This window comes from Tropicimonas sediminicola, assembly GCF_900188335.1.
GTDB classification, from domain to species: Bacteria; Pseudomonadota; Alphaproteobacteria; order Rhodobacterales; family Rhodobacteraceae; genus Tropicimonas; species Tropicimonas sediminicola.
Map to the genome: position 1 here is coordinate 872403 of NZ_FZOY01000001.1, position 21952 is coordinate 894354.

General features: G+C 65.9%; 20 protein-coding genes. 12 read left to right on the plus strand and 8 right to left on the minus strand.

Going from position 1 to position 21952, the window contains the following annotated elements; all coding sequences use genetic code 11:
* Positions 1-7 precede the first annotated feature (7 nt).
* From CHB86_RS04075 to CHB86_RS24120, 4 genes are all read right to left on the minus strand, one after another.
* Entirely contained in the window at positions 8-1000 is a 993-nt protein-coding gene (locus tag CHB86_RS04075) for a BMP family protein (RefSeq protein ID WP_089231475.1), read from the minus strand.
* A gap of 40 nt (positions 1001-1040) precedes the next feature.
* Positions 1041-2930 (minus strand): adenine deaminase, encoded by a 1890-nt coding sequence (locus CHB86_RS04080; protein WP_245837720.1) that lies wholly within the window; start codon positions 2928-2930, stop codon positions 1041-1043.
* Between the two features lies 1 nt (position 2931).
* The gene (locus tag CHB86_RS04085; RefSeq protein WP_245837721.1) at positions 2932-3759 is read right to left on the minus strand and encodes a creatininase family protein; all 828 of its coding nucleotides are present in this window, start codon (positions 3757-3759) and stop codon (positions 2932-2934) included.
* A gap of 140 nt (positions 3760-3899) precedes the next feature.
* Positions 3900-4409 (minus strand): hypothetical protein, encoded by a 510-nt coding sequence (locus tag CHB86_RS24120; RefSeq protein ID WP_141134819.1) that lies wholly within the window; start codon positions 4407-4409, stop codon positions 3900-3902.
* 31 nt (positions 4410-4440) lie between these two features.
* Here CHB86_RS24120 and CHB86_RS04090 point away from each other — a divergent pair, with 31 nt between their 5' ends.
* The 10 genes from CHB86_RS04090 (at position 4441) to CHB86_RS04130 (ending at position 13949) form a co-directional block, all read left to right on the plus strand.
* Positions 4441-5058, plus strand: a complete 618-nt coding sequence (locus CHB86_RS04090; protein ID WP_217898257.1) for a LysR family transcriptional regulator — start codon at positions 4441-4443, stop codon at positions 5056-5058.
* Positions 5052-5339, plus strand: a complete 288-nt coding sequence (locus CHB86_RS25195; RefSeq protein ID WP_217898258.1) for a LysR substrate-binding domain-containing protein — start codon at positions 5052-5054, stop codon at positions 5337-5339. The genes CHB86_RS04090 and CHB86_RS25195 overlap by 7 nt, the downstream gene beginning before the upstream one ends.
* A 104-nt stretch (positions 5340-5443) precedes the next feature.
* Positions 5444-6589 (plus strand): cyanuric acid amidohydrolase, encoded by a 1146-nt coding sequence (gene atzD, locus CHB86_RS04095; RefSeq protein WP_089231481.1) that lies wholly within the window; start codon positions 5444-5446, stop codon positions 6587-6589.
* A complete protein-coding gene (locus tag CHB86_RS04100; RefSeq protein ID WP_089231483.1) occupies positions 6586-7797 on the plus strand; it encodes a Rossmann-fold NAD(P)-binding domain-containing protein in 1212 nt (403 codons plus the stop codon). Before atzD (CHB86_RS04095) ends, CHB86_RS04100 begins: the two co-directional genes overlap by 4 nt.
* A gap of 67 nt (positions 7798-7864) precedes the next feature.
* Positions 7865-8851, plus strand: a complete 987-nt coding sequence (locus CHB86_RS04105) for an ABC transporter substrate-binding protein (RefSeq protein ID WP_217898259.1) — start codon at positions 7865-7867, stop codon at positions 8849-8851.
* A gap of 17 nt (positions 8852-8868) precedes the next feature.
* Positions 8869-9735, plus strand: coding sequence for an ABC transporter ATP-binding protein (locus CHB86_RS04110; RefSeq protein WP_089231636.1), 867 nt, complete (start codon positions 8869-8871; stop codon positions 9733-9735).
* The gene (locus CHB86_RS04115; RefSeq protein WP_089231485.1) at positions 9732-10511 is read left to right on the plus strand and encodes an ABC transporter permease; all 780 of its coding nucleotides are present in this window, start codon (positions 9732-9734) and stop codon (positions 10509-10511) included. Before CHB86_RS04110 ends, CHB86_RS04115 begins: the two co-directional genes overlap by 4 nt.
* 3 nt (positions 10512-10514) lie before the next feature.
* The gene (gene atzD, locus CHB86_RS04120; protein ID WP_245837722.1) at positions 10515-11579 is read left to right on the plus strand and encodes a cyanuric acid amidohydrolase; all 1065 of its coding nucleotides are present in this window, start codon (positions 10515-10517) and stop codon (positions 11577-11579) included.
* Between the two features lie 3 nt (positions 11580-11582).
* Positions 11583-12911, plus strand: coding sequence for an amidase (locus CHB86_RS04125; protein WP_089231487.1), 1329 nt, complete (start codon positions 11583-11585; stop codon positions 12909-12911).
* 30 nt (positions 12912-12941) lie between these two features.
* Positions 12942-13949: a bile acid:sodium symporter family protein gene (locus CHB86_RS04130; protein ID WP_089231489.1), complete on the plus strand. Its 1008-nt coding sequence runs from the start codon at positions 12942-12944 to the stop codon at positions 13947-13949.
* Between the two features lie 504 nt (positions 13950-14453).
* On the opposite strand, the gene CHB86_RS04135 is transcribed toward CHB86_RS04130, so the two are convergent.
* The 4 genes from CHB86_RS04135 to CHB86_RS04150 form a co-directional block, all read right to left on the minus strand.
* The gene (locus CHB86_RS04135; protein WP_089231491.1) at positions 14454-14969 is read right to left on the minus strand and encodes a hypothetical protein; all 516 of its coding nucleotides are present in this window, start codon (positions 14967-14969) and stop codon (positions 14454-14456) included.
* Positions 14970-15358: 389 nt separating this feature from the next.
* Positions 15359-16759: a PepSY-associated TM helix domain-containing protein gene (locus CHB86_RS04140; protein WP_089231493.1), complete on the minus strand. Its 1401-nt coding sequence runs from the start codon at positions 16757-16759 to the stop codon at positions 15359-15361.
* A gap of 38 nt (positions 16760-16797) precedes the next feature.
* The gene (locus CHB86_RS04145; protein ID WP_176442760.1) at positions 16798-17091 is read right to left on the minus strand and encodes a hypothetical protein; all 294 of its coding nucleotides are present in this window, start codon (positions 17089-17091) and stop codon (positions 16798-16800) included.
* Positions 17092-17812: 721 nt separating this feature from the next.
* A complete protein-coding gene (locus tag CHB86_RS04150; RefSeq protein WP_217898260.1) occupies positions 17813-20161 on the minus strand; it encodes an acetamidase/formamidase family protein in 2349 nt (782 codons plus the stop codon).
* Here CHB86_RS04150 and CHB86_RS24865 point away from each other — a divergent pair.
* Both CHB86_RS24865 and CHB86_RS04155 read left to right on the plus strand, forming a co-directional pair.
* Positions 20147-20518, plus strand: a complete 372-nt coding sequence (locus CHB86_RS24865) for a hypothetical protein (protein WP_141134820.1) — start codon at positions 20147-20149, stop codon at positions 20516-20518. The genes CHB86_RS04150 and CHB86_RS24865 overlap by 15 nt on opposite strands.
* On the plus strand, positions 20497-21948 hold the full coding sequence (locus CHB86_RS04155; RefSeq protein WP_089231497.1) for an acetamidase/formamidase family protein: 1452 nt from the start codon (positions 20497-20499) through the stop codon (positions 21946-21948). The genes CHB86_RS24865 and CHB86_RS04155 overlap by 22 nt, the downstream gene beginning before the upstream one ends.
* The last annotated feature ends 4 nt before the right edge of the window (positions 21949-21952 follow it).

Consider the following 21952-nt stretch of genomic DNA (forward strand, 5'->3'; position numbering starts at 1 on the left):
GCCGGGCCTACTCGACCGGGCTGGTGTCGAGCGGCACCTCGAAGCTGCCGTCCTTGATCGCGGCAATCTTGGCCTCGACCGCTTCCATCACCGCTGGGTCCACGCGGCTTTCCAGCCCGTGGAACGGGGCCAGCCCGACCGAGCCGGAAGCAACGCCGTAGGACCAGTTCTCGCTGGTCCAGGTCTCGTCCATGACCGCCTGCCCGACGGCGGTGACCAGTGGTCCGAGATCCCAGGTCACGCTGGTCAGCACGGTTTCCTCGCCGAGGAAGTTCTGATCGGTCATCGCGCCGAGTGCCAGGACACCCTTTTCCGCCGCCCCGTCGATCACGCCCACGCCCTGTGCGCTGAGCACGTCCGCGCCCTGTTCGATCTGGGCGATCGTGGCCTCCTTGGCCTTGGGCGGATCGAACCAGCTTCCGATGAAGGTGTGCAGAACGGTGACTTCAGGGCTGACCTCTCCGGCACCGGCGGTGTAGGCGTGCAGGTTGGCGAGCATGTTCGGAGCCGGCATGCCGCCGACCCAGCCGATGGTGCCGGTCTCGGACGCGCCCGCCGCCAGCATCCCAGCGAGGTAAGCGCCCTGGTAGTCGGGGTTGGAATAGGTGCCGAGGTTGTCGCTCAGCTCCGAGGCGGTGCCGGCCATGAAGATCGTCTCGGGGAAGCTCTCGGCGGCATTGAGCGCGGCGTCCCCGAAGGAGAAGCTGTGCGCGAACACGAGGCCATAGCCGCGGGAGGCGAAGTCCCGCAGCAGCCGCTCGGCATCGGCATCCGTGACGTTCTCGGCATAGGCCACGTCGACCCCGAGCGCCTCGCCGGCCAATTTCAACCCGTTGTAACCGACGGAGTTCCAGTCGTTGTCGGTGATCGGGCCGGGCAGGATCATGGCGATCTTCAGCGGTTCGCCATCCGCTTGGGCGTGGGAGGCTGCCGGGAGCAGCAGGGGGGCTGCAAGCATTGCGGCGCGAAGGATCGCGCGGCGGGTCGTGAGGGCGGGCATGGGGATGTCTCCTGTTCGAGGGGGCGGGAAGTTGCGGCTGTCACCAGACGATGGGGTGCGTCTCGCCCGTCCGGACGTTGACGAACCCCGATGGATTGTCGTCGCTCGGCGCGACGAGGACCCACCGCCACGGGGCGCAGGTCAGGGTCGCGAAGGCGAGGCGCTCGGGGAAGCCCGGCTGCCAGCGGGGAGAAGAGGTGGGCTCCCACATCCAGTCCACCTTGGCGGCCTCTGCGTAGAGATGCTCCATCTCGCGGGCCAGGTCGCCGGCCGGGCGGCAGGTCATCAGACCGCCGATCTCGTAGTGAACGGTTGCGACGAGCTGCCCCTCGCGCACCAGCGCCCAGCCGCCCTGCATGTCTCGCAAGGTATTGACCGCGCGGGCCATTGCCGCGTCGCAGGAACCGACCGCCCAGATATTGTGCTGGTCGTGGGCCATGGTGCAGGCGAGCGCCGTGCCGGGGGTCGAAGGGCCGGTGCCACGCCAGAACATCCGGGCGACCCGGCCGGTGTCGAGGTGCCGGTCGATGACGGAGAATTTCGTCACGGTCTGCGCGGTCTCGCGTTGCACGATCCCGTCCTGGACGGGAAGCGAAACGGTGAGGAAGTCATCCTCCCAGTGAAACGGCCGGAGCACCGCGGCCGTCACGCTGGCGCGGCCGTCCGGGGCCATGATCTCGAAATCCGCCGCTGTCAGTTCCCGCGGCAGCCGCACGGAGGCGCGCGCCCGTTCCGGCCGTTCGATCCGGGGGACCCCCAGCAGGTATTCCTTACCGTGCGACACCTGCCGGCCATCGGCCCAGACCTCGGCGATCGAGATCGTCTCGACATCATCGAGAAGAACAAGGTCGGCATAGCGCCCCGGCGCGATCGCTCCGACCCAAGGCGTGAGCCGCATGTGCCGGGCCGGGTTCAGCGTCACCATCTGGATCGCCGTCTCGGGGCGCAGCCCCGCCTTGATCGCCAGGCGGACATTGTGATCGGTGGCACCGATGGCCAGCGTGTCCTGCGCCGCGCGGTCGTCGGTGCAGATTGCGAGGTGGCTCCAGTCCGCCAGCCCCATCTCCAGAAGCCCGGCCACCATGTCGGGCAGGGAATGCGGGCGCAGTTCCACGAAGAGGCCGCGGGTGAGCTTGTCCATCACCTCCTCGGCTGTCCAAGCCTCGTGATCCGAGGCCATGCCGGCGGCGGCGAAGGCGGAGATCTCGGTGATGTCCCGCATCCCGGCGGCGTGGCCTTCGACGACCCCACGGGCCGCGAAGGTCGCCCCGATCATGCCCCACAGCCGGTCGTGGCTCGGGTTGGACGCATCCCAGACCGCGGGCCAGTCCATCACCTCGTCGAGCCCGGCAACCTGCGGTGTCGCCATGAAATCCGCCTGCTCCCGCGCGCCATAGTAGCCGCCGCCGCCCTCGTAGGCCGTCGGCGGCACGGCGGAGCCGGGCAGGGGGAAGATCTTGGCAGGCATTCCCGCGCGCCGGTGCGCCAGCCAGAAGTCGAGGTTCCCGGGGCCGTCGACGTTGGAATATTCGTGGCTTGCTTCGCAGGTCCAGGTGCAGCCGTGGGGCAGCACGAGCGCGGCTTCCCACTCCGGGGTGAGGTGCGAGGATTCGATATGCTTGTGAACCTCGCCGAACCCCGGAACGGCGGCGAGATCGGGCCGCTCCATCAGCCGCTCGGCTGTGCCGTTCCAACCGCCGGCCGGCCCTGTCCAGGCGATGCGGCGGCCGCTGATGACGATGTCGCGGTCGCACAGCCACAGACCGGAGTGCACATCCAGCATGCGGCCCACGCGCAGGATCAGGTCCGCCGGCTTCTTGCCAAGCGCGACCAGCGTCAGGGCCTGCCGGAGCCGGACCTCGTCCCAGGCGTCGGGCAGCAGGTCGTCGGGGAGCGGCGATCCGGCCATGTCGTTTCTCGGGTCAGTCATCTTAGCCCTGCGTTGTCGTGAGGCCGTGGCGGGTGAGGAACGCGTCGATCAATGGCACGGCCGCATCGGCGATGCCGTGGATCAACATGCGCCCCTTTTCAGCAGTCGCGGCCCGCGGATCGCCGAACACGCCGCTTTCGGAGATCTCGCGCAGCTGAAAGGGTTCCTGTCCGAAGGTCGGCGGAAAGTCCGGGTATTCCGGCGTTGCCCTGTCCATTTGGACGGCTTCGGGCCGCAGGGCCAGCATCATCGACGTCTCGACCTCGTCGGCGTGATAGAAGCCGGGGCCCGCGGGCTTGCTGGTGCAGATCTTGCCCGCCAGCGGTTCTAGCCCGGGATAGTCCAGGTGGAGGACGGGCAGTCCCTCGGAGAGCAGCGTGCGCGCGGCAAGCGCGATCGGCCCGCTGTTCCCGAAATGCCCGTTCAGGGTGATGAGCGCCGGTATGCCCATGCCTATCAGGCCCCGCCCGATATCCTGGATCATCGCGCGCAGGGTTTCCGGGCTGATCGACAGAGTCCCCGGAAAAGCCTCGCTGGACCATGTTTCGCCGTACCCGCAGGCCGGCAGCAGGAACGCGCCGGTCCGTTCGGCAATCGCCCGCGCGACTCCCTCGGCAAGGTCGCGGTCGACCGTCAGCGGGAGGTGCGCGCCATGCTGCTCGATCGCCCCCACCGGGAGGATCGCGGGAATGTTCCGCGAAAGATCTCCTGCAACGTCCGGCCAGCTCAACGCGGCAAAGTCGCGGATCATGCGGTTTTGCTCCGATTCAATGGATGTCCTTTCCCGAAGGATGCCTGCTCGAAAGGTTGAGGCGCGCTGTTTTCCCAACGCTGCCCCTGGGAGGAAATTTTCCCTGCATTGTGAGGGGTGCTTGGGTGATTGTTCTGTTCTGCGGTGCTCCGGAGGTACTGCCCGGAGCGCGTCCGCCGCGCAAGCGGGCAGGGTGTCAGCTTCGGGGAGCCCACCCGTCAGCCTTGAGTTGAGTGCCGGAACTCTGGGCAACTGGCGTGAAGTTTGGGCATTCGGCGGAAATTCTTGCGATCGTGCAGGGCGTGCTCGTCGTGAAACAGCGCGATGAGTCGGCGGATATGGCGCGTGGCTTGCCCTGCCTCGAGCCGGTTCGGCGGGCCATAGCGCGCGGGCAGCGAGGCGCTTCCGGCTGTTGGAAGGTGATCGGAAGACCTCGTTTTCAAGTAAGTCGCTCCCAGGAAATGCCTGCCGGTCTCGCAGATTTTTAAATGATTGTAGAGAGATGCGGCGCTCACCGCGTCGCCTGGCTCTGGAAGCGCTTTGCGCCGGGTGGAAGGGCGCTTGTCATATGCCCTGTATGACCATTCGGCGTGTCCCGGCCTCGTTGGCGCAAGGGAGCGTTGCACATCGGCCTCACGATGTTGAGCGTGGCCGTTGGAAAGGCCGGCATCGGGCTTCGTCGGGCCCGACTGGCCTTTCGTCGCTGCGCACGCGTAGATCGTAGGCACTCTGCCCTCCATACGGGAGTTGTTGCCTGACATGTTTCGCCCGCCCCGGGACTACGTTTATCTGGATGCGGTCGCCTCGGCCGGGTCCATCCGCAAGGCCGCAGCGCGCCTGCATGTGGCCTCCACATCGCTCAACCGGAAGATCCTCGAGATCGAGGGCGAGTTGGGCATGCCGCTGTTCGAGCGTTTGCCGCGCGGGGTGCGCCTGACCGCTGCGGGCGAGGTGATCCTCACCGCGATCCGGCGCAATATCGGAGACGTGGAAACGGCGAATGCCCAGATCCGGCAGCTGCGCGGGCTGGTGCGGGGCAACGTGTCCATCGCCGTCGCCCATTCCGTCGCCAACGATTTCATCCAGGGGGCGATCACCAGCTTCCAGGAGCATCACCCCGGCGTCCATTTCAAGATGATCGTCGGCGCCACCAGCGATCTCGTGCGCTCGCTCATGCGGGACGAGACCGACCTGCTGCTGGCGCATGATCCCGCCCCGAACAAGGAGCTGGAGGAGATCGCCTCTGTGGCGCAACCGCTGTTTGCGATGATGCGGCCCGATCATCCTCTGGCGCAACGGACCAAGCTTCGCCTGACCGACTGCCAGCCCTATCTGCTGGCCCGGGGCCGCAATCCTTCGGTGGGCGGACATTGCTGAACGAGGTCATTGCCAGGCAGCGGCTGTCGCTGAACGTGGTGCTGGAAGCCAACACCATGAGCGCGCTGAAGGCCTATGCCCGCCGGACCGACGCGATCTGCTTTCAGTTCGAGGTCGGCACCCGGGAGGAGGTGGCGTCGGGCGAGCTTGTCGCTATCCCGCTGGTCGATCCCGAATTGCGCAGCGGGCGGCTGATCTTTGCGGCGCGCAAAGATCGCAACCTGCCCCTGCCGGCGATGAGCTTCATCGAAACGGTCAAGCAGGCGCTGTCCCAGATCTGATCGGAACGCCACCCGAGCGCACACATTTTGCTCTCACCCATGGATAGATTTGGTTCTATCCGCAGCGCAGCATTTTTGGCCATGTGAAGGCGACGCAAAGAGATATGAGGGCAGACGTGCAGGCCAAGGTGTTCAGATTGTCGATGGCGCATCCGGGGGATCTCTCGGCGCTCGCCGCTTTGCTGGACGATGGCACGATCCGCGCCGCCGAAATCGTCGCGGTCATCGGAAAGACCGAGGGAAACGGCGGTGTGAACGATTTCACGCGAGGATATTTCACCGACAGCCTGATGTCGCTGCTGGCCCGTCACCTGAACCGGCCGCCCGAGGAAATCGCCCGGACCGTCCCCTGCATCCTGTCGGGCGGCACCGAGGGGGTGCTGTCTCCGCATTACGTCGTTCTTTGCCGCAGTGCGGAATCCCTGGCTCCGAGCGAGAGCGTGGCTGCACTGGCCATCGGGGCGGCCTGTTCCGGGGACACGCCGTTCGAAACGGTCGGGACCGCGGATCATACGCGCGCGGTGGCGCAGAGCGTGCGGGCGGCGATGGCGGATGCGGGGATCGACGATCCGGCCGATCTGCACTTCGTTCAGGTCAAGGCGCCGTGCCTGACCTCGGACCGGATCGCTGCCCTGCAGGCGGCCGGGCTGACGTCCCCGGCGCCAAATGCCGGCGTCTCCATGGCCCGCGCACGGGCGGCGGGGGCCATGGGCGTTGCGCTGGCCACAGGCGAGATCGACGAGAGCGAACTGGACGACCGGGAGTTCCTGAAGAACTTCGATCGGTTCAGCTCCCGCGCGAGCATTTCCTCCGGCGTAGAGGTGCTCTGCAACGAGGTGGTCGTGCTGGGCATGAGTCCGGCATGGAACGGCCCGCTGCGGATTTCCCACCGCGTGATGGCCGACGCCATCGACATCGCGGCCGTGCGCGGGGTGTTCTCGGACCTTGGATTCTCCGGTGCGCTGCAGGTGGGGGCGCAGGAGCGCGACCGGCTGAGGGCCATGTTCGTGAAATGCGAGCCTGACCAGTCCGGGCAGATCCACGGCGCCCGGCACACGATGCTGAACGACACGGATATCGACCCCCAGCGGCACATCCGCGGCGCGGTCGGCGGCTTGGTCGCCGGGGTGGCCGGCGACACGCGGATTTTTGTCTCGGGCGGCGCGGAGCATCAGGGGCCGTTCGGCGGCGGTCTGATCGCCGTGATCGCGGAGGCGGCCGAGGCATGCAAGGAAGGACAGGCTCAATGAAGATCGCGATCATCGGCGCCGGCGTCGCCGGCAGCATCATGGCGCGCGGGCTGGCGCAGGTGCCGGGCATCGAGGTGCATTGCCTGGAACGGATCGCTCCCGGCGAACATGCCGAGGCGGGCACCGGGCTGAACATCGGGCCGAATGCGGTGCAGGCTTTGCAGGCGACCGATCCGGACCTGGCGCGTTCGGTGTCGGAGGTGTCGTTTCCCTGGTCGGGATGGCGGGCCTCGACGATGGGCGGCCGCGAACTGTTCGACATCAAGCTGAAGAGCATCGCGCCTGTGGATGGCTGGCGCCTTCGATGGTCGGAGCTCTACCGGGTTCTGCGCGATGCTGCGGGCGACCGCATCCGCTATGGCTGCAGCATCGACGCGATTACCGACAAAACCGACGGCACCGGGCGGCTGGACATCGCCTTCACCGAGGCGGGATCGGCAAAGACCCTGACCGACGTCGATCTGCTGATCGCGGCCGATGGCCGGTTCTCCCAGGTGCGCAGCCGGTTCCGTGGGCCGGTCAACGCGCGCCAGGTCGGCGTGGCGATCTTTCGGCTGATCGCGCCCAACACGACGGGCGGCCTGATCGATGATTACGAACAATGGTTCAATGGGCCGAACCGCCTGCTCGGCTACCGGGTGCCGGATGACAGCATCTACATGTCGGGCACGTTCCCGATCCCGGTCGGTAGCGAGATCCCGGAAGAGATGAAGACCCGGGAGGCTCTGCGCCGCAGCTTTACCCCGGCCGATGGCAAGCTCAGCGCCCAGGGGGAATGGCTTGTCGATCTGGTGACCGACGAGAGCGTCGAGCTGCATTGGGCGCGGCTGCAGGAAAGCCCGCTCTGCCTGCGCGAGGACGGGGCCAACGTTCTCTATCTCGGCGACAGTTCCAACGGCATGGTGCCGACCCTGGGGCAGGGAGCCACGCAGGCGATGGAAAGCGCCTGCGCAGCGCTCGCCATCATCCGCGATCTGGCCGAGGCCGGCCAGTACGACCCGGCGCTCTGGCTCGAAGCGATCGTCCGCGCGCGCCATGACAGGTTGCGCTTCGTGATGGATTTCTCGCTGGAGGCCAGCGACACGCTGCTGGCCGGTTCGGACCCGGTTGCCGGGTCGCTGAAGAAGCTCGAGGCGCCGTTCCAGCGGAAATTGTCTCTGCTCTACAACGACTTCGCAGTTCCGGGTGGCGTTCTGGAATCCGCATGACCAGCCGCCCGATCACGCCACTCACAGAAACGACAGCCATAGAAACACGCCAACAGGAGACCTCTCAATGAGCGATATGCTTCGCCGGAAATTCCTCTCGACCCTGGGCCAGATCGGCCTCGGCATCGCGCTGTCCAGCAGCGTCGCCGTTTCCGCCTCCGCCGCCGACAAGGTGAAGATCGGCGTCTTCGTCGCCAGTTCCGCGCTGCCCTACTACGTCGCCGCGGAGCGCGGCTATTTCGAAGAGGTCGATCTCGAGGTCGAGCCGGTATTCATCGGCACCCATCCCCTGATCGTGCAGGCGATGGTCAGTGGCGACATCGACGCGGTTTCGAACCTCGTTTCGCTCGAAGGTGCAAACATCAACGCGCTGCGCCCCGACACGATGCAGTTCATCGCGCTCTACGGCCAGAACAGCGAGTACGTGATGGAGCAATTCGTGGTGAAGCCCGACAGCACCGCGACCAGCATCGCCGATCTGAAGGGGGCGAACCTGTTCTCGGCGCCCGGACCGGCCAACCTCGGCGCGGCCAAGGCAAGCCTGCTCGCCTCGGGGCTCGGCGAGGACGAGTTCCGGATCCAGGAGCAGGGCATGGGCAACCATATCGGCGCGATGCAGAGCGGCAATTTCGACGGCGGCTACACGCTCGAGGCGCTGGCCTCGATCATGGTCGATCTCGGGATCGCCAAGCGGCTTGAGACCGGTGTGATCGCCAAGTACCTCATGAAGGACGAGACCGCGGAGGCCTATGCGGCCGGTGCGGCGGTGTCGGGCAAACTGATCGCGGACCGTCCGGACGTTGCCAAGCGGTTCGCTGCGGCCTGGGCGAAGGCGGTGAAGGATGCCAACGACGATCCCTCGGCCCGGTCGCTGCTGGCCGAGATGAAGGTTCCGGAGAACCTGACCGAAACCGTTCCGCTGGCGCATTTCAGCATGGTTTCCGACCTCAGCGAAGCCGAGCTTGGCGAGTTCCAGAGCTTCGTCGATATCGGTGTCGATCTCGGTGTCGTGGCCGAGAAGATCGATGTCGCCGACATCACGGAGGCGATGTGAGCTTGCCGAGGCCGATCATGTCCCCGGACGATAGCGCGCTGCGTCTGGTCTCTGCGGGAAACCCCGCGGAGGCTGGCGACCATGCGGACACCGGTGACCATGCCGAGCGCTTCCGCTGGTTCGCGCCGGGCACCCACATCACCATTCGCGGATTGACCAAGACCTTCGGGGACACGGTTCTCTACGAGGATTTCGATCTCGACCTGCCGCGCGGCAAGGTGGTGTCGATCTTCGGCCCGAACGGATGCGGGAAGAGCACGCTGATCAACATGATCTCCGGGATCATGGACTATGATGCCGGCACGATCCTGTTCGACGGCAAGACCGCACGCGAGACCAAGATCGGCTATGTCTTCCAGAACTACCGGGAGGCGGGCTTTCCCTGGCTCCGGGCGATCGACAACATTCGCTACCCGCTGAAGTTCCTGCGCCTGACCAAGGCCGAACAGGACGCGCGGATCGAGAAGCTGCTGGCCAGCTTCAATGTCTCCATCGATCTCAACCGCTACCCCTACGAACTGTCGGGTGGCCAGCAGCAGCTCGTGTCGATCATGCGCGCCCTGGTTATCGACCCCGAGGTGCTGTTCCTCGACGAGCCGTTCTCGGCGCTGGATTACGAGATGACGCTGTTCCTGCGCGACAAGCTTCAGGCGGTTCTGACCGAGATGCAGGTGACGTCGCTGCTGGTGTCGCACGATCTCGACGAGGCGGTCGAACTGGCTGACGAGGTCCTGCTGCTCACCCGCAAGCCGACCTCGGTTGCCGCGCGCATCCCCTTCGACGCGCCGCGCCCGCGCAATGCGGAAACCACGGTGACACCGGAGTTCATAGACGTGAAGACGCGGTCGCTCGAGATCTTCCAGCGGGAGGTGCGCAAGCCATGATCCAGAAACTGCGAGACAGGCTGCCGGCGATGGGCTGGCTGCAACCGGTGCTCGGGGCGCTCGCGCTCGTCGCGGTCTGGGCCTTCGTCAACCTGGTGGAGATGGTCGACCCGGTGCTGCTGCCGTCGCCGAAGCAATCCTGGGCGGCCTTCGTCGAAGGCATGACCGAGGGCACGCTCGGGCACGATTTTCTGCGCACGATCATCCGAACCATGAGCGCCTTTGCCGTGGCGACGGTCATCGCGGTGCCGATGGGTGTGGCCCTGGGCTCGTCGAGCCGGCTCTACCGGTCCGTCGAGTTCCTGATCGATTTCTTCCGCTCGACGCCGGCCTCGGCGATGTTCCCGCTGTTCCTCGTGTTTTTCGGGATCGGCGAAGAGGCCAAGATCGCCGTCGCGGCCTTCGGCGCGGCGCTGATCATCCTGTTCAACACCGCCTACGGCGTAATGAACGCGCGACAGCTTCGCCAGCTGGCGGCGCAGGTGATGGGCGCGTCGCGGGCCCGTATCCTGTGGGACGTGACGGTCTGGGAATCCCTGCCGCAGACCTTCATCGGCCTGCGCTCCGGCGTATCGATGGCGCTGGTCATCGTCATCGTGGCCGAGATGTTCATCGGCTCGACCGACGGGTTGGGCAAACGGATCATCGACGCCCAGATGATCTTCAACATGCCGGACATGTATGCCTCCATCTTCGCGGCAGGCGCCCTGGGCTACCTGATGAACCTGCTCTTCACCCTGCTGGAGACGCGCTTCGTGCACTGGGGAGGAAAGTAGGACATGCCCATGAAAATCGGCGTTCACAAGCTCGCCATGGCGTCCCCGGCCGACACCGCCGAGCTGCGCGCACAGTTGGAGAGCGGCGCGATCGATCCGCGGTCGGTCGTCGCCGTCATCGGCAAGACCGAGGGCAACGGGGGTGCGAACGATTTCACCCGCGCCCTCGCCACCATGTGTTTCGCGCAGGTCCTGGCCGAGGCCAGGGGGGAGGCGGTGGCGGAGGTCGAGGCTGCCGTCGCCTTTGTCTGGTCGGGCGGCACCGAGGGCGTGCTGTCCCCCCACGCCACGGTCTTCACCCGGCAGGAGGATCAGGACGAACCGGCCGGCGGAGGGCGCCTTGCCCTCGGGCTGGCGATGTCTCCGGACCTCGCCCCCGAGGACATCGGCCGCATGGCCCATGTGGAGATGGTGCGCGCGGCCACCGAGCGGGCGATGGCGGATGCAGGGATCTGCGATCCGGCGGATGTCCATTACGTTCAGGTCAAGGGGCCTTTGCTGACGCCGGCCCGGATTGCCGATGCCGGGGGGCGCGGCGCCGCTCTGGTGACTCAGGATCCGAACGGGTCGAAGCCCTACGCCCGCGGAGCGATGGCGTTGGGCGTGGCGCTGGCATTGGGGGAGGTCAAGGCCGAGAACGTCGATGACGGCGCGATTGCGCGGCGGCTTGAACTCTACTCCTCCGTGGCCTCGACCTCTGCCGGCGGCGAGCTGACGAAATGCGAGGTGCTCCTGTTCGGCAACTCGGCTGCGGCGGTCGGAGAGTTCCGGATCGGCCACGCGGTGCTGGCCGACGCGATCGACGCCTCTGCCGTGAAAGCGGCGATTTCCGACGCCGGTGGCGCGCCGGTTGCCGTCTTTGCCAAGGCCGAGGCCGCCGCAACCCTGCGAGGCCGGCGGACGACCATGCTGTCGGATGCCGACATCCACTACGAACGCCATGCCCGCGCCGCGGTCGGCGGGGTGATCGCTTCGGTGACCGGCGATCCGGCGATCTTCGTCTCCGGTGGGACGGAGCATCAATGCACGCCCGGCGCTGCCCCGATCGCCGTCATTGCAAGGGTCTGAGACATGGCGGAGCTTTGGGAACTGTCGGCGCATGATCTGGTCACGGGCTACGCAGCCGGAGAGTTCACGCCGCTCGATGCGCTGGAAAGCGTTCTGGCGCGATGCGATGCGGTCAACCCGGTCATCAATGCGGTGATCGCGCGGGACGACGCGCGTTCCCGCGAGATGGCGCGGGACAGTGCGGCTCGCTGGCAGGCCGGGGCGCGCCTGTCAGCGCTCGACGGGGTGCCGATCAGCGTGAAGGACAACCTGCTCGTGGCCGGGCTGCCGGCGACCTGGGGTACCCCTGGGCTGCGGGATCACGTGCCCACGCGGGATGAATGCCCGGTGGCGCGACTGCGCGCGGGCGGGGCGGTGCTGTTCGCCAAGACCAACGTGCCGGAGCTGACCGTGCAGGGCTACACCGACAACCGGCTGTTTGGCGCGACGGGCTTGCCCTTTGCCCCGGACCTGACGCCGGGCGGGTCCAGCGGCGGTGCGGCGGCTGCGGTCGCGGCGGGCATCGGGCCTCTGGCCCTCTGCACGGACGGCGGCGGCTCGATCCGGCGCCCCGCGGCACATGCCGGCCTCTATGGCTTCAAGCCGGGTGCCGGCCGGGTGCCGCGCGGCGAAGGGTTCCCCGCGATCCTCGGGGCGTTCGAGGTCGTGGGCCCGATCGGCCGCGACATGCGCGACATCGACACGATGTCCCGGTGGCTGGCCGGGTCGGCAGACCCGGTGAAAGAGGCCGGGCCCGCCCGCGTGCTCCATGCTCGCCGCTTTTCCGGACAGCCGGTGGACCAGGAGATCCAGCAACTCTGCGACCGGGCGGCCGACCGTGTTCGCGCGCTTGGGCACGAGGTGGTGTCGGTAGAGAGCTTCGACGCCACCGCCGCAATCGACCGGATCTGGCCGGTGATCAGCTGCGCCGGGGTGGCGTGGCTGCGCCAGAACGATCCCCGGCTGGCCGACGGGTTCGGTCCGGCGGTGACGGCGATGGCCGACGCGGGGCAGGGCATGAGCGCCACCGACTACGCCGGAGCCCTCGTCGGTATCGAGGAACTGCGGCTGGCCTATCGCGAGGCCATGGCCGGGTATGACATGCTGATGACCCCGGCGATTGCGGCGCTGTCCTGGCCCAAGGCGCAAAGCCACCCCGAAGAGATCGACGGGCAACCGGTCGGCCCGCGCGGGCACGCGGTCTTCACCGCCTTCGCAAACGCGCTCGGTCTGCCCGGCCTGACCCTGCCCGCGGGCTGGTCGGAGGCCGGGCTGGCCTGCGGCATCCAGCTCGTCGGGGAGCCGGGCGCGGATGAAAGCCTGTTGCAGATCGGTCTGCAATGGGCCAACTGAGCGCCGAAGCGACCGGACATCGGAACTGACATGCATCTGCTGAAACGGATCGGCCTGGACACGTTCATGCTGTTGCTGATCGGCGCGGTCGGTCTGGGCGTGCTGCTGCCGGCGCATGGCGCGGTGGCCGCCGGTCTGAAGCACGTGACCTACTGGGCGGTGTCGCTGCTTTTCTTTCTCTACGGCGCCAAGCTCGATCCTGGCGCGGTGCGGGCCGGGCTCGCCAACTGGCGGCTGCAGGGGCTGACGTTCGCTGCCACCTATATCCTGTTCCCGCTGGTGGGACTGGCATTTGCGACGCTGGCCGACCCGATACTGGGCGCGACAATCGCGTTCGGCCTGCTGTTCCTGTCGCTGCTTCCTTCGACGGTGCAATCCTCGGTCGCCTTCACCGCGATCTCCGGTGGCAATGTACCGGGCGCCATCTGCGCCGCCTCGGTCTCCAACATGGTCGGCGTCGTGGTGACCCCGGCCCTGGTGGCGCTGCTCATGCAACAGGGCGACGGCGGGGTTCGAATGGATTCGGTGGTGCGGATCGGTACGCAGATCCTGCTGCCCTTCGTCATCGGTCAGGTCTTGCGGCCATGGCTCTGGTCGGTGGTGGCGCGTCACAAGAGACTGACCGGCATGGTGGATCGGGGTTCTATCCTCCTGATCGTCTATTCCGCGTTCAGCGCCGGTACCGTGTCCGGGCTCTGGCAAACCGTCCCGGGCTCGAGCCTCCTGATGCTCGTGTGTTTCGTGCTGGCCTTTCTCGCCGTCATCATGGGGTTGATGCATGGCTTCGGGCGGTTGTTCGGGCTGAGCCGGCCCGACCGGGCGGTGCTGTTCTACTGCGGCTCGACCAAGAGCCTCGCCACCGGCCTGCCCATCGCCTCGACCCTCTTCCCCGCCGATCAGGTGGGGGCGATCGTGCTGCCGATCATGATCTACCACATGGTTCAGTTGCTGATTTGCGCGGTCATCGCGCAGAGATCTGCGCGGACACCGTCTCTCGCCCCGGGAAGTTCGGGTTCGGACAAGACCAGCAAGGGATGAGCGTCGCAGCGCCGCAGATGTCGGACCGACACTGACATTTGCTGCAGCGTCGGTCTGCTCCAACTCGGTGAAGCTGCGAAACGGGATTTCCCACCTTTGACTGGACGAGAGAGGAAGTCCCAGGAAGCGGAAACGGTTCACTGAGGAACGATCATCGTTCTGCCGAAGAAGAGCGAGGCCGGGACGAAACGGTCGCTGCCTGCGCCACGGATCAGCACGGCCATGTTCTACATCTGGGGGAGGGGGGACGGCGGCAGCGATGCGTCCGAGAGCCGGTGCTCCCGCTCTCTGCGGCTGAACGCCATGCTCCGCCGAGGGGGGGGGAACTCCAGGCAGATGTGCCGGCTCCACATCGCCGACGGCCTCCAGCTCTGAACGTTGAAGCGCCAAAAGCTGGCACTCCGCGTCGGCGCCTGAGACACCTGCGGTCTATGCGCTGCCGCTCAGGCAACGAACCCAACCGGAAGATCCTGAATCGTCCGGGCCTTTGCCACGGGGGAAAAGTCAGGAGAAGGAAGCGGGCACGTATGCCCCGATCCCGTGCAGGAAAAGATCGATCTCCAACGCCAGTCCTGCCTCGAACTCATTGAGTTCGGGGCCGCTCCACCGGTGCTCCTCGAGCCGAGCAAGAAAGCTTTGGCGCGTCAGGTCGTCTTGTTGGTCCAGCTGCAGCGTCTCGGCGGCGCGCAGCAGGTCGATGCGCTTGTGGACTTCGCACATGCCTGAAAAAGCTTCCATCATCAGTCGAATGAGGCGGGGATCCTGCCTCCAGGATCGACCTGCGAAAACCTCCTGAACGACACGGTTTCCGGCGCCGAGGCAATCATACGCGACGCACCCCGCAAAGCCGTCTTGCTTCAGCCTGTCATGGATCGAGCAATCGTGTCCCGAGAGGTTTCGGCATGGCTCTCCCGGATTCTTGTCGAACGCGAAATCCTTGCTCTTGTCGAAGGCCAGAACGACACAGCAAAGAGCTGCGCATTTCGAACAATCCGTCTTGAGATGGTCGGTTTGAGACATTGTGGATATCGGCTTTCGATGGTCCGCCCGAGGCGGGTCTTTGGATCGCCGTATCCCGCGAAACATCGGCCAAATGCAAGCTTCGGCCTTGACGCCCGGCTCTTGAGCCACAGGCGCGCCAGGCTGCGGTCGCCTGTCCGGACAGGTTGGCGGCCTGCAGGAAGCGGCCGACGCCCAGGCCAAGCCCGAACGACCGTTGCTGGCCACTTCAGCCGGTTCCCGTTTTACCCGGAAGCGCACAGGCTCGCGGCTGCAGCTGCACCTCGATGTGCCTGAACGACGGACAGCGGTCGCCGGCTGCGAACGACGCATCTCAGGCGCCCTAGGGTGCCCTCTGCGGCAACCCGATGCTGGATACGGCGACGCAGCGCGCCGCCGTATCCATACCCCTACGACAGGATGCGCCGGAGCACCGGCACGGCCCGCAAAAGCGTCAGATCGAGCAGCACAACCACGGCAATGGAAATGCCTGCCATCGGGAACAGGACGCCAAGCAGGACCACGAGCGCCGCCGCGCCTTTCCAGAGCGGCACGTCCCGCGGCATCGGTGGTGCGGCGAGGCGGCCGGCACGGGCAGGGCGGCGTTTCCACCACATGACGAGCCCCGTGAGCGAGATCACGAGCACGGACAGGCAGACGATAGTGTTCAGAACCAGGTTCCAGACCCCCATATCGCCTTCGTGGAAGGCGATCCCCCAGGCCATCGCCTTGGCATAGGCGGAATAGTCGCTGTACCGCACGTCGGCGAGCACATTGCCGGTGTATTGATCGATGTGGAGGGTGCGGTCGGCGGCCGGGTTGGGGCCGTCGTTCGACATGCTGTCATGGCTGATCGTCCAGACGCCGGTTTCGTCCTGCGGCAAGCTGATCTGGAATCGCCCTGCAAAGCCGAGGGTCCGGGCGAATTCCGCGATACTGTCGACCGTGACGGTATCCGCGATCGCATCGGTTCCGGCCAGCGAACCCGACGACGGCATCGGCGTCTGTTCGAGGGTCCAGGGAACCTCGTGCGATCCTTCATGGTTCATTTCGGCATGGGTCGCATCCGACAGCGGCGCGCCCCATTTCTCTGCCGGGAAGGTGTTCCAGGCTTGGACAATGCGCTCGCCCCAGATTCCTGCCCAGCTCAGCCCGGACAGAAGGAAGAGCATCAGGATCAATGAAACCCAGGTTCCGAGCGCCCCGTGCAGGGACTTCCAAAAGCTGCGTCCCCTTGCGTCCAGTTGCGGGACCAGCGCATTCCGCCAGCCGGAGCCGTTCCGGGGCCAGTTCAGGTACAGGCCGGTCGCGATCAGCACCACTGCCAGGCTTGCCGCGATCTCGATCATCCTGTCGCCGAGTGTTCCGAGCAGCAGCGTGCCGTGCACGTCGTTCGCGAAGTCGTACCAACCTGCTCGCCATGGGAAGCTGTGCAGGACGTCTCCCGTGTAGGGATCGAGGGCGACGCCGGTCGTCCCGTTCGCGTTCTCAACCGAGAAGACGGCCACGCGGTCCTTGGCGAGGGGCTCGATGTACTGCACCGCACGGCCGCCCGGCACCGCGGTCTCCGCGGCTTGCTGAAGCGTGCTGACAGCCATTGTGGTATCGCCGGGCGGCACTGCCATTCGCTCCGCAGCAAGGCCCGCGCCCCAGGAAATCCAGAGCATTGTCAGCCCTGTCATCGCGAGCATGAGCAGGAAAGGGATGACGTAGAGCCCAGCATAGAAGTGCCAGCGCCAGGCGACGAGATAGTATTTGCTTGCGGCACGCGTGTCCGCTGGAGCGTTCGCTCCATGGGTGATGTCGGTCATTGGGTCCTCGACGGATTCTGGAATTTCGGATCGAAAGGTCAGAGGACGGACGGGGGACCCGTTGACGGAGGTAGGCCGGTTTCCTGGGCGGCCGTCAGGACAAAGGGGGCCGCCGGCAGGTGCGCGGCGGTCGATGAGCCTGTGATTGCCAGGGCCGAGACGGGCAGGACGAGGGTCGTCACGACCGCGCCCTTGGCCCAGGAGCACGGGTTGGAACGGTCATCGGAGTCCTTGTGGACCGGCTTGCCCGTCAGCGGGTCCATCACCATCTCGAGCGGTCCGTCGCCCGTACAGATCACGAGCACCGGCCCGTCGGCGGAACCCGTTGGCATGACGGTTGCCGCAATGAGAGAATGCACCAGAAACGGCGCAATCAGCGCCCACATCGCCAAGACGTGCAAGAAGCGTTTCAGGTTGGCTCGCATTTCCGACGCAATAGTGAAGACCTACGTAATCCGTCAACTACTGTCGTCCCGCCCGAGCAGTTGTCCGCCTCAGGACCAACGGGCGTTGCGCAAGGCTCTCGGAACGTTGCGTTGCGCCACGTGAGGTGAGCGATGTAGCTGTCTGATACTGTTTGAAAAAGCAGGGTCCAGGGAATGACCTGAAGTTGCATGTGCTTGGCGTATGGCTCGACGCAGCTCTCCCGTCGGCAGGAAACCGGCGTCTTCTGAAAACACACAAAAAGGTACATTCTGTCTGCTCATCGTGGCGCAGGCACACGGCAAATAACGGAAATGCCCCTTGCCGACCGGTGCTCTGGCGGGAAGTCGTGGGGGCTCCTTTGCTCGCGGCAGTCGTCCGAAGGTGTCGGCTATGCTGCCGGAGGAGCTCCCCAAGGGGCGAGGCGCGGATTGCTCTTCACTGACGTTTTGCGCGCGCCCGTTGAACGCCTGTCAAGGCCGCCCGTACCGTTCAGGCGTGGCATCGGATCCCCCCTTGCACATGAAAAGGCGGGCTTCGCTGTGGGCAACCCGGTCAATCTCGTTGTCGATTGCTGCCCGGAGTCGCAGCCAGCTCTGACTGGTCGCAGGATTGGCGCGGTCAAGCTTTTCAAGGAGTTCCCGAAGTTTCGGAGGGGCTGAAAAGCGACCGCCGGATCGTCACATGAACCCCGAAATTCCCATCCGCGACCTGCGTGACGCTGAAATCCGCCGCGACGGACAGCAGGGCGTGCGCGTCGTCCTCGGTTAGGTCATAAACGTCCATCAGGAAGCGACGCCCCTGGCGGAAGGCATTGCGCAGCGCATGGTCCACCGAGGAACGCGTGTAGACATCGGTCTGGGCGCTGCGCCCCAGGTCCCGTAGGTGGTTCTCGAAGCTGAAGCTCTGGATCACCCATTCGTCGGAAGTCTCTATGATCGGGGCCGACAGCCCGCGCACTTGCGCAGGCATGTCCGTCCCGGCCTTGTGCAGCCTCAGCCGGACCGTTCCCGTCAGGGACATCTCGAGGCCGGTTCCGTTGATCTCGCCATCTCCCTGGCTGAAATGACCGTCGCCAATCGACAGCAATGCACCTTCGACCGCGACGGGCAAGTAGATTCGGGAACCCGGCCCGGCGCGCCAGTTGTCGACATTGCCGCCGAAGTATCCCGGCGGGATCGAATCCACGATGTTCGCCTCGCGCGGCGCGACGCCGACGAAACCGAAGTGCGGACGCGCCGGCACGACGATCCCCGGGAGCGTTTGGCGGTGCTCGACCGAACCGTGGTCGACCGGGAGACCGGGATAGTCCATCGTCCGATGCTCGATGCCGAAGGGATCGGTTTGCGGTGTCCAGTCGTATTGATAGAGCGCGCGCGCCTCGTCGGGGCGTTCGAGATCCACCTCGAAGATCGTCACCGTCTCGTGCGGCGATGTCCCTTGCAGCGGGTCGTTGTACTGATACCCCCACCATGCGGAGGCATTTGAGCCAAATGCCTTACCCTTGAAAAGCGGATTGCCGGACGGGCGCGGCGCGATCTCGATGATCTCGACCTCGAGGATGTCGCCTGGTTCGGCGCCGTTCACATGGATCGGCCCGGTACAAATGTGCACCCCGAACCCTTCGCCCGCGCCGCGCCCGAAGATCGAGGCATCCATCGGCCCCGCGCCTCGCCGGTCCACCGCCTTGGCGTCACGGGTCCAGCGAAAGACGCTTTCCGCCCCGGGGTCGCCTTCGATGAACCTGGCATAGTCATCGCCGCCATGTTGGGTAAGGGTCTCGACCCGGACAACCGAGCCGGACGGCACGTAGAGAACAGGCGGGATGGACCGGCTGAAATGGCCCCAGTGCACGGTGTCAGCCCGCGCCGGAAGCACGAAATCGGCGGAGTTGTCGTTGCCCAACGCCGGTCCGGGAAGGCCGCCTACGAGATCGGCCGGTTCTCGAGCGGGCTGCCGTGTTCTGTTGGCCCGGTCCGGGTGGGACACCTCGCCAGGGTTTCCCCGAAAAGCATAGGGCAACGGCGCGTGGCGGTTGTCCTCACGCATTTCGCGCGGCGAGATGCCAAAGGCGTCGCGGAAAGAGCGGCTGAAATGCGAGGCGCTGGCAAACCCCCAGCGATGCGCGATCTGCGCGATGCTGACGGCGTTCTGGCTGATGTCGAGCAGATCCGCGCGGCTGCGCAGGAGCCGCTTCTGGCGGATGTATCGCGTGAAGCTGTCTCCATGCAGTTCGAACAGCCGCTGCACGTAGCGTGGTGACAGCCCCGCCATGGCGGAGACGTCGGCGAGGGACAAATCCGGCATCGCAAGCCGGGTATCGATCGCCGCCGCGACACGACGGAAGTGCGCCACCTGCACCGGCGTCATCGATCCGTCGTCGCAATCCGTCTCGCGGACGATGGCGCTGCAGATGGCGTCGAGCAGTGTTCCCTCGCTCGCCGCAAGGTCCTGTTGGGTGAGCGTGTCGAACTGCGCACCGAGGACGGACAGCATGGACCGCGCCATGTCGGCGGCCACGGAACTGCCCAGCACCAGCGGCCGGCCTGGCCGGTGCCGGCCAAGCCGGGTGGAAACGGACTCGTGCGGAAACTCCAGCAGGATTGCCCGGGCATCGCCGGTCCACCGCAGGAACCATTCGGTGCCCTGGTCGAACACCGCGAGATCGTTCTGGGCGAAATACTGCACGTGCCCTTCGGACGACAGCACGCCACGACTGCGAAGTGTCAGGATCGCCAGCAGCGGAGCGGGTCGGGAGCGGGGGGGACTGGCGTGAATTTCCTGCGCCGGGCCTGTCAGGCGTCCCAGCCGCATTCCGCTCGCAAGCTTCCTGACGCCCAACACGCCGGTCAGGGCGGCGTTGTCGCCCGATGCGGCGCTCAGCCCCAACTCGGCCAGCCCTGTACGCCAGGCGTCGGCGCGCGACGCCTCCGGCAGCGTGGAAAGATCCAGATGATCCGGTCCGTGAGCCATATCCATCCCAGAAATGCTAACTTCACCCCAGGCCCGATCCGCCTCGAATTCGCGTTGCAAACGACAATTCCCGCCAGTGTGCCGCATTATTATGCGTCTGTGCCGGCGATCGCTTTGCAGCACGTGCACAAACTATTGCCCGGATACGCAACCGTCAGCGGTCTCGCTGATGCCCGGAGCCGCGCAAAGCCCGCCAAGCGCCTGTCGGCGCGGTGTTTTTCTCTCGTCGTGCCGCTCTTTGAGCGACTGGCGACGATGAGGCCCGCGCGCTTGCCAAAGCGGCGAGGCCGCATCCAACTGAAGATGCCGGCACCCGAACATTGGCAACAGGAGAAACGATCATGTGTCGTGGAGACGACGTGAACTGCCCTGATTTCGAGGCGCATTTCCGACAGTTCAAGGAAGAGATCAATCCCGGCCGGCGCGGTTTTCTCGGGGCCGGTCTGATGGGCGCCGGGACACTGGCCGCGGCCGGAGCCACGGGCGGGCTGTCGCTGGTAACGCCGGCGCTGGCGCAGACGAGTGCCGGAAACGGCCCGTCGACACCCTCCTATCACTACCTTCCTGCGAATTCCGATACCGTCCATTGGGGCTATTTCAGCAAGACGCTGAAGCCACAGGTGGAGGTCGACAGCGGCGACATCGTGACCATCGAGACGCTGACCCATCACGCCGGCGACGACCTCGAGCGGATGGTTCAGGGCGATGAAGGCGCGGAGAGCGTCTACCTCTGGACCAAGGACAAGAAAGGGGTCGACCGCCGCGGTGCGGGATCCACCGATCCGTCCGTCTACAAGATCGGCTCCGGGGACGGGCAGGGCGTGCATATCCTGACAGGTCCGGTCTACGTGCGTGGTGCCGAGCCCGGCGATGTGCTCGAGGTCCGTATCCTCGACTGCGCACCGCGTCCCTGCGCCAACCCGGAGTTCACCGGCAAGAGCTTTGGCTCCAATGCGGCCGCGTGGTGGGGCTACCATTACAACGACATGCTGGGGGGGGCGAAACGAGAGGTCATCACGATCTACGAGGTCGATGCAACCGGCGACAAGAATTGGGCCGAGGCGGTCTACAACTTCAAATGGGTGCCTCAGACCGATCCTTTCGGCGTGACGCATCCGACCATCGACTACCCCGGCGTGCCGGTAGACCATTCGCTGACCAGCCGGAACTACGACGTTCTGAAAGGCATCCGCATTCCGATCCGCCCCCACTTCGGCACGCTCGGCGTGGCTCCGGCCGAGGCTGAGTACGTCGACTCCGTTCCGCCCAGCTACACCGGCGGCAATGTCGACAACTGGCGCATCGGCAAGGGTGCGACCATGTACTACCCGGTGGCCGTGGATGGCGCCCTGCTTTCGGTCGGCGACCCGCATGCGTCGCAGGGCGACAGCGAACTCTGCGGCACCGCGATCGAATGCTCGCTGACGGGCACGTTCCAGCTGATCCTGCACAAGAAGGCAAACCTTGCTGGGACGCCGCTGGAGGAAATGGATCACCCGATGCTGGAAACCCAGACCGAATGGCTGGTGCACGGTTTCTCGATGCCGAACTACCTCGACGCGCTGGGCGCGACCGCACACGCGGACATCTACGGCAAGTCGTCCATAGATGACGCGATGCGGGATGCCTTCCGCAAGATGCGGAAGTTCCTGATGACGACGAAAGGCCTGAGCGAGGACGAGGCGCATTCGCTCATGTCGGTCGGCGTCGACTTCGGGATCACGCAGGTCGTCGACGGCAACTGGGGGGTCCACGCGATCGTCAGGAAAGACCTCTTCTCCGGCCGCGCCTGAACCC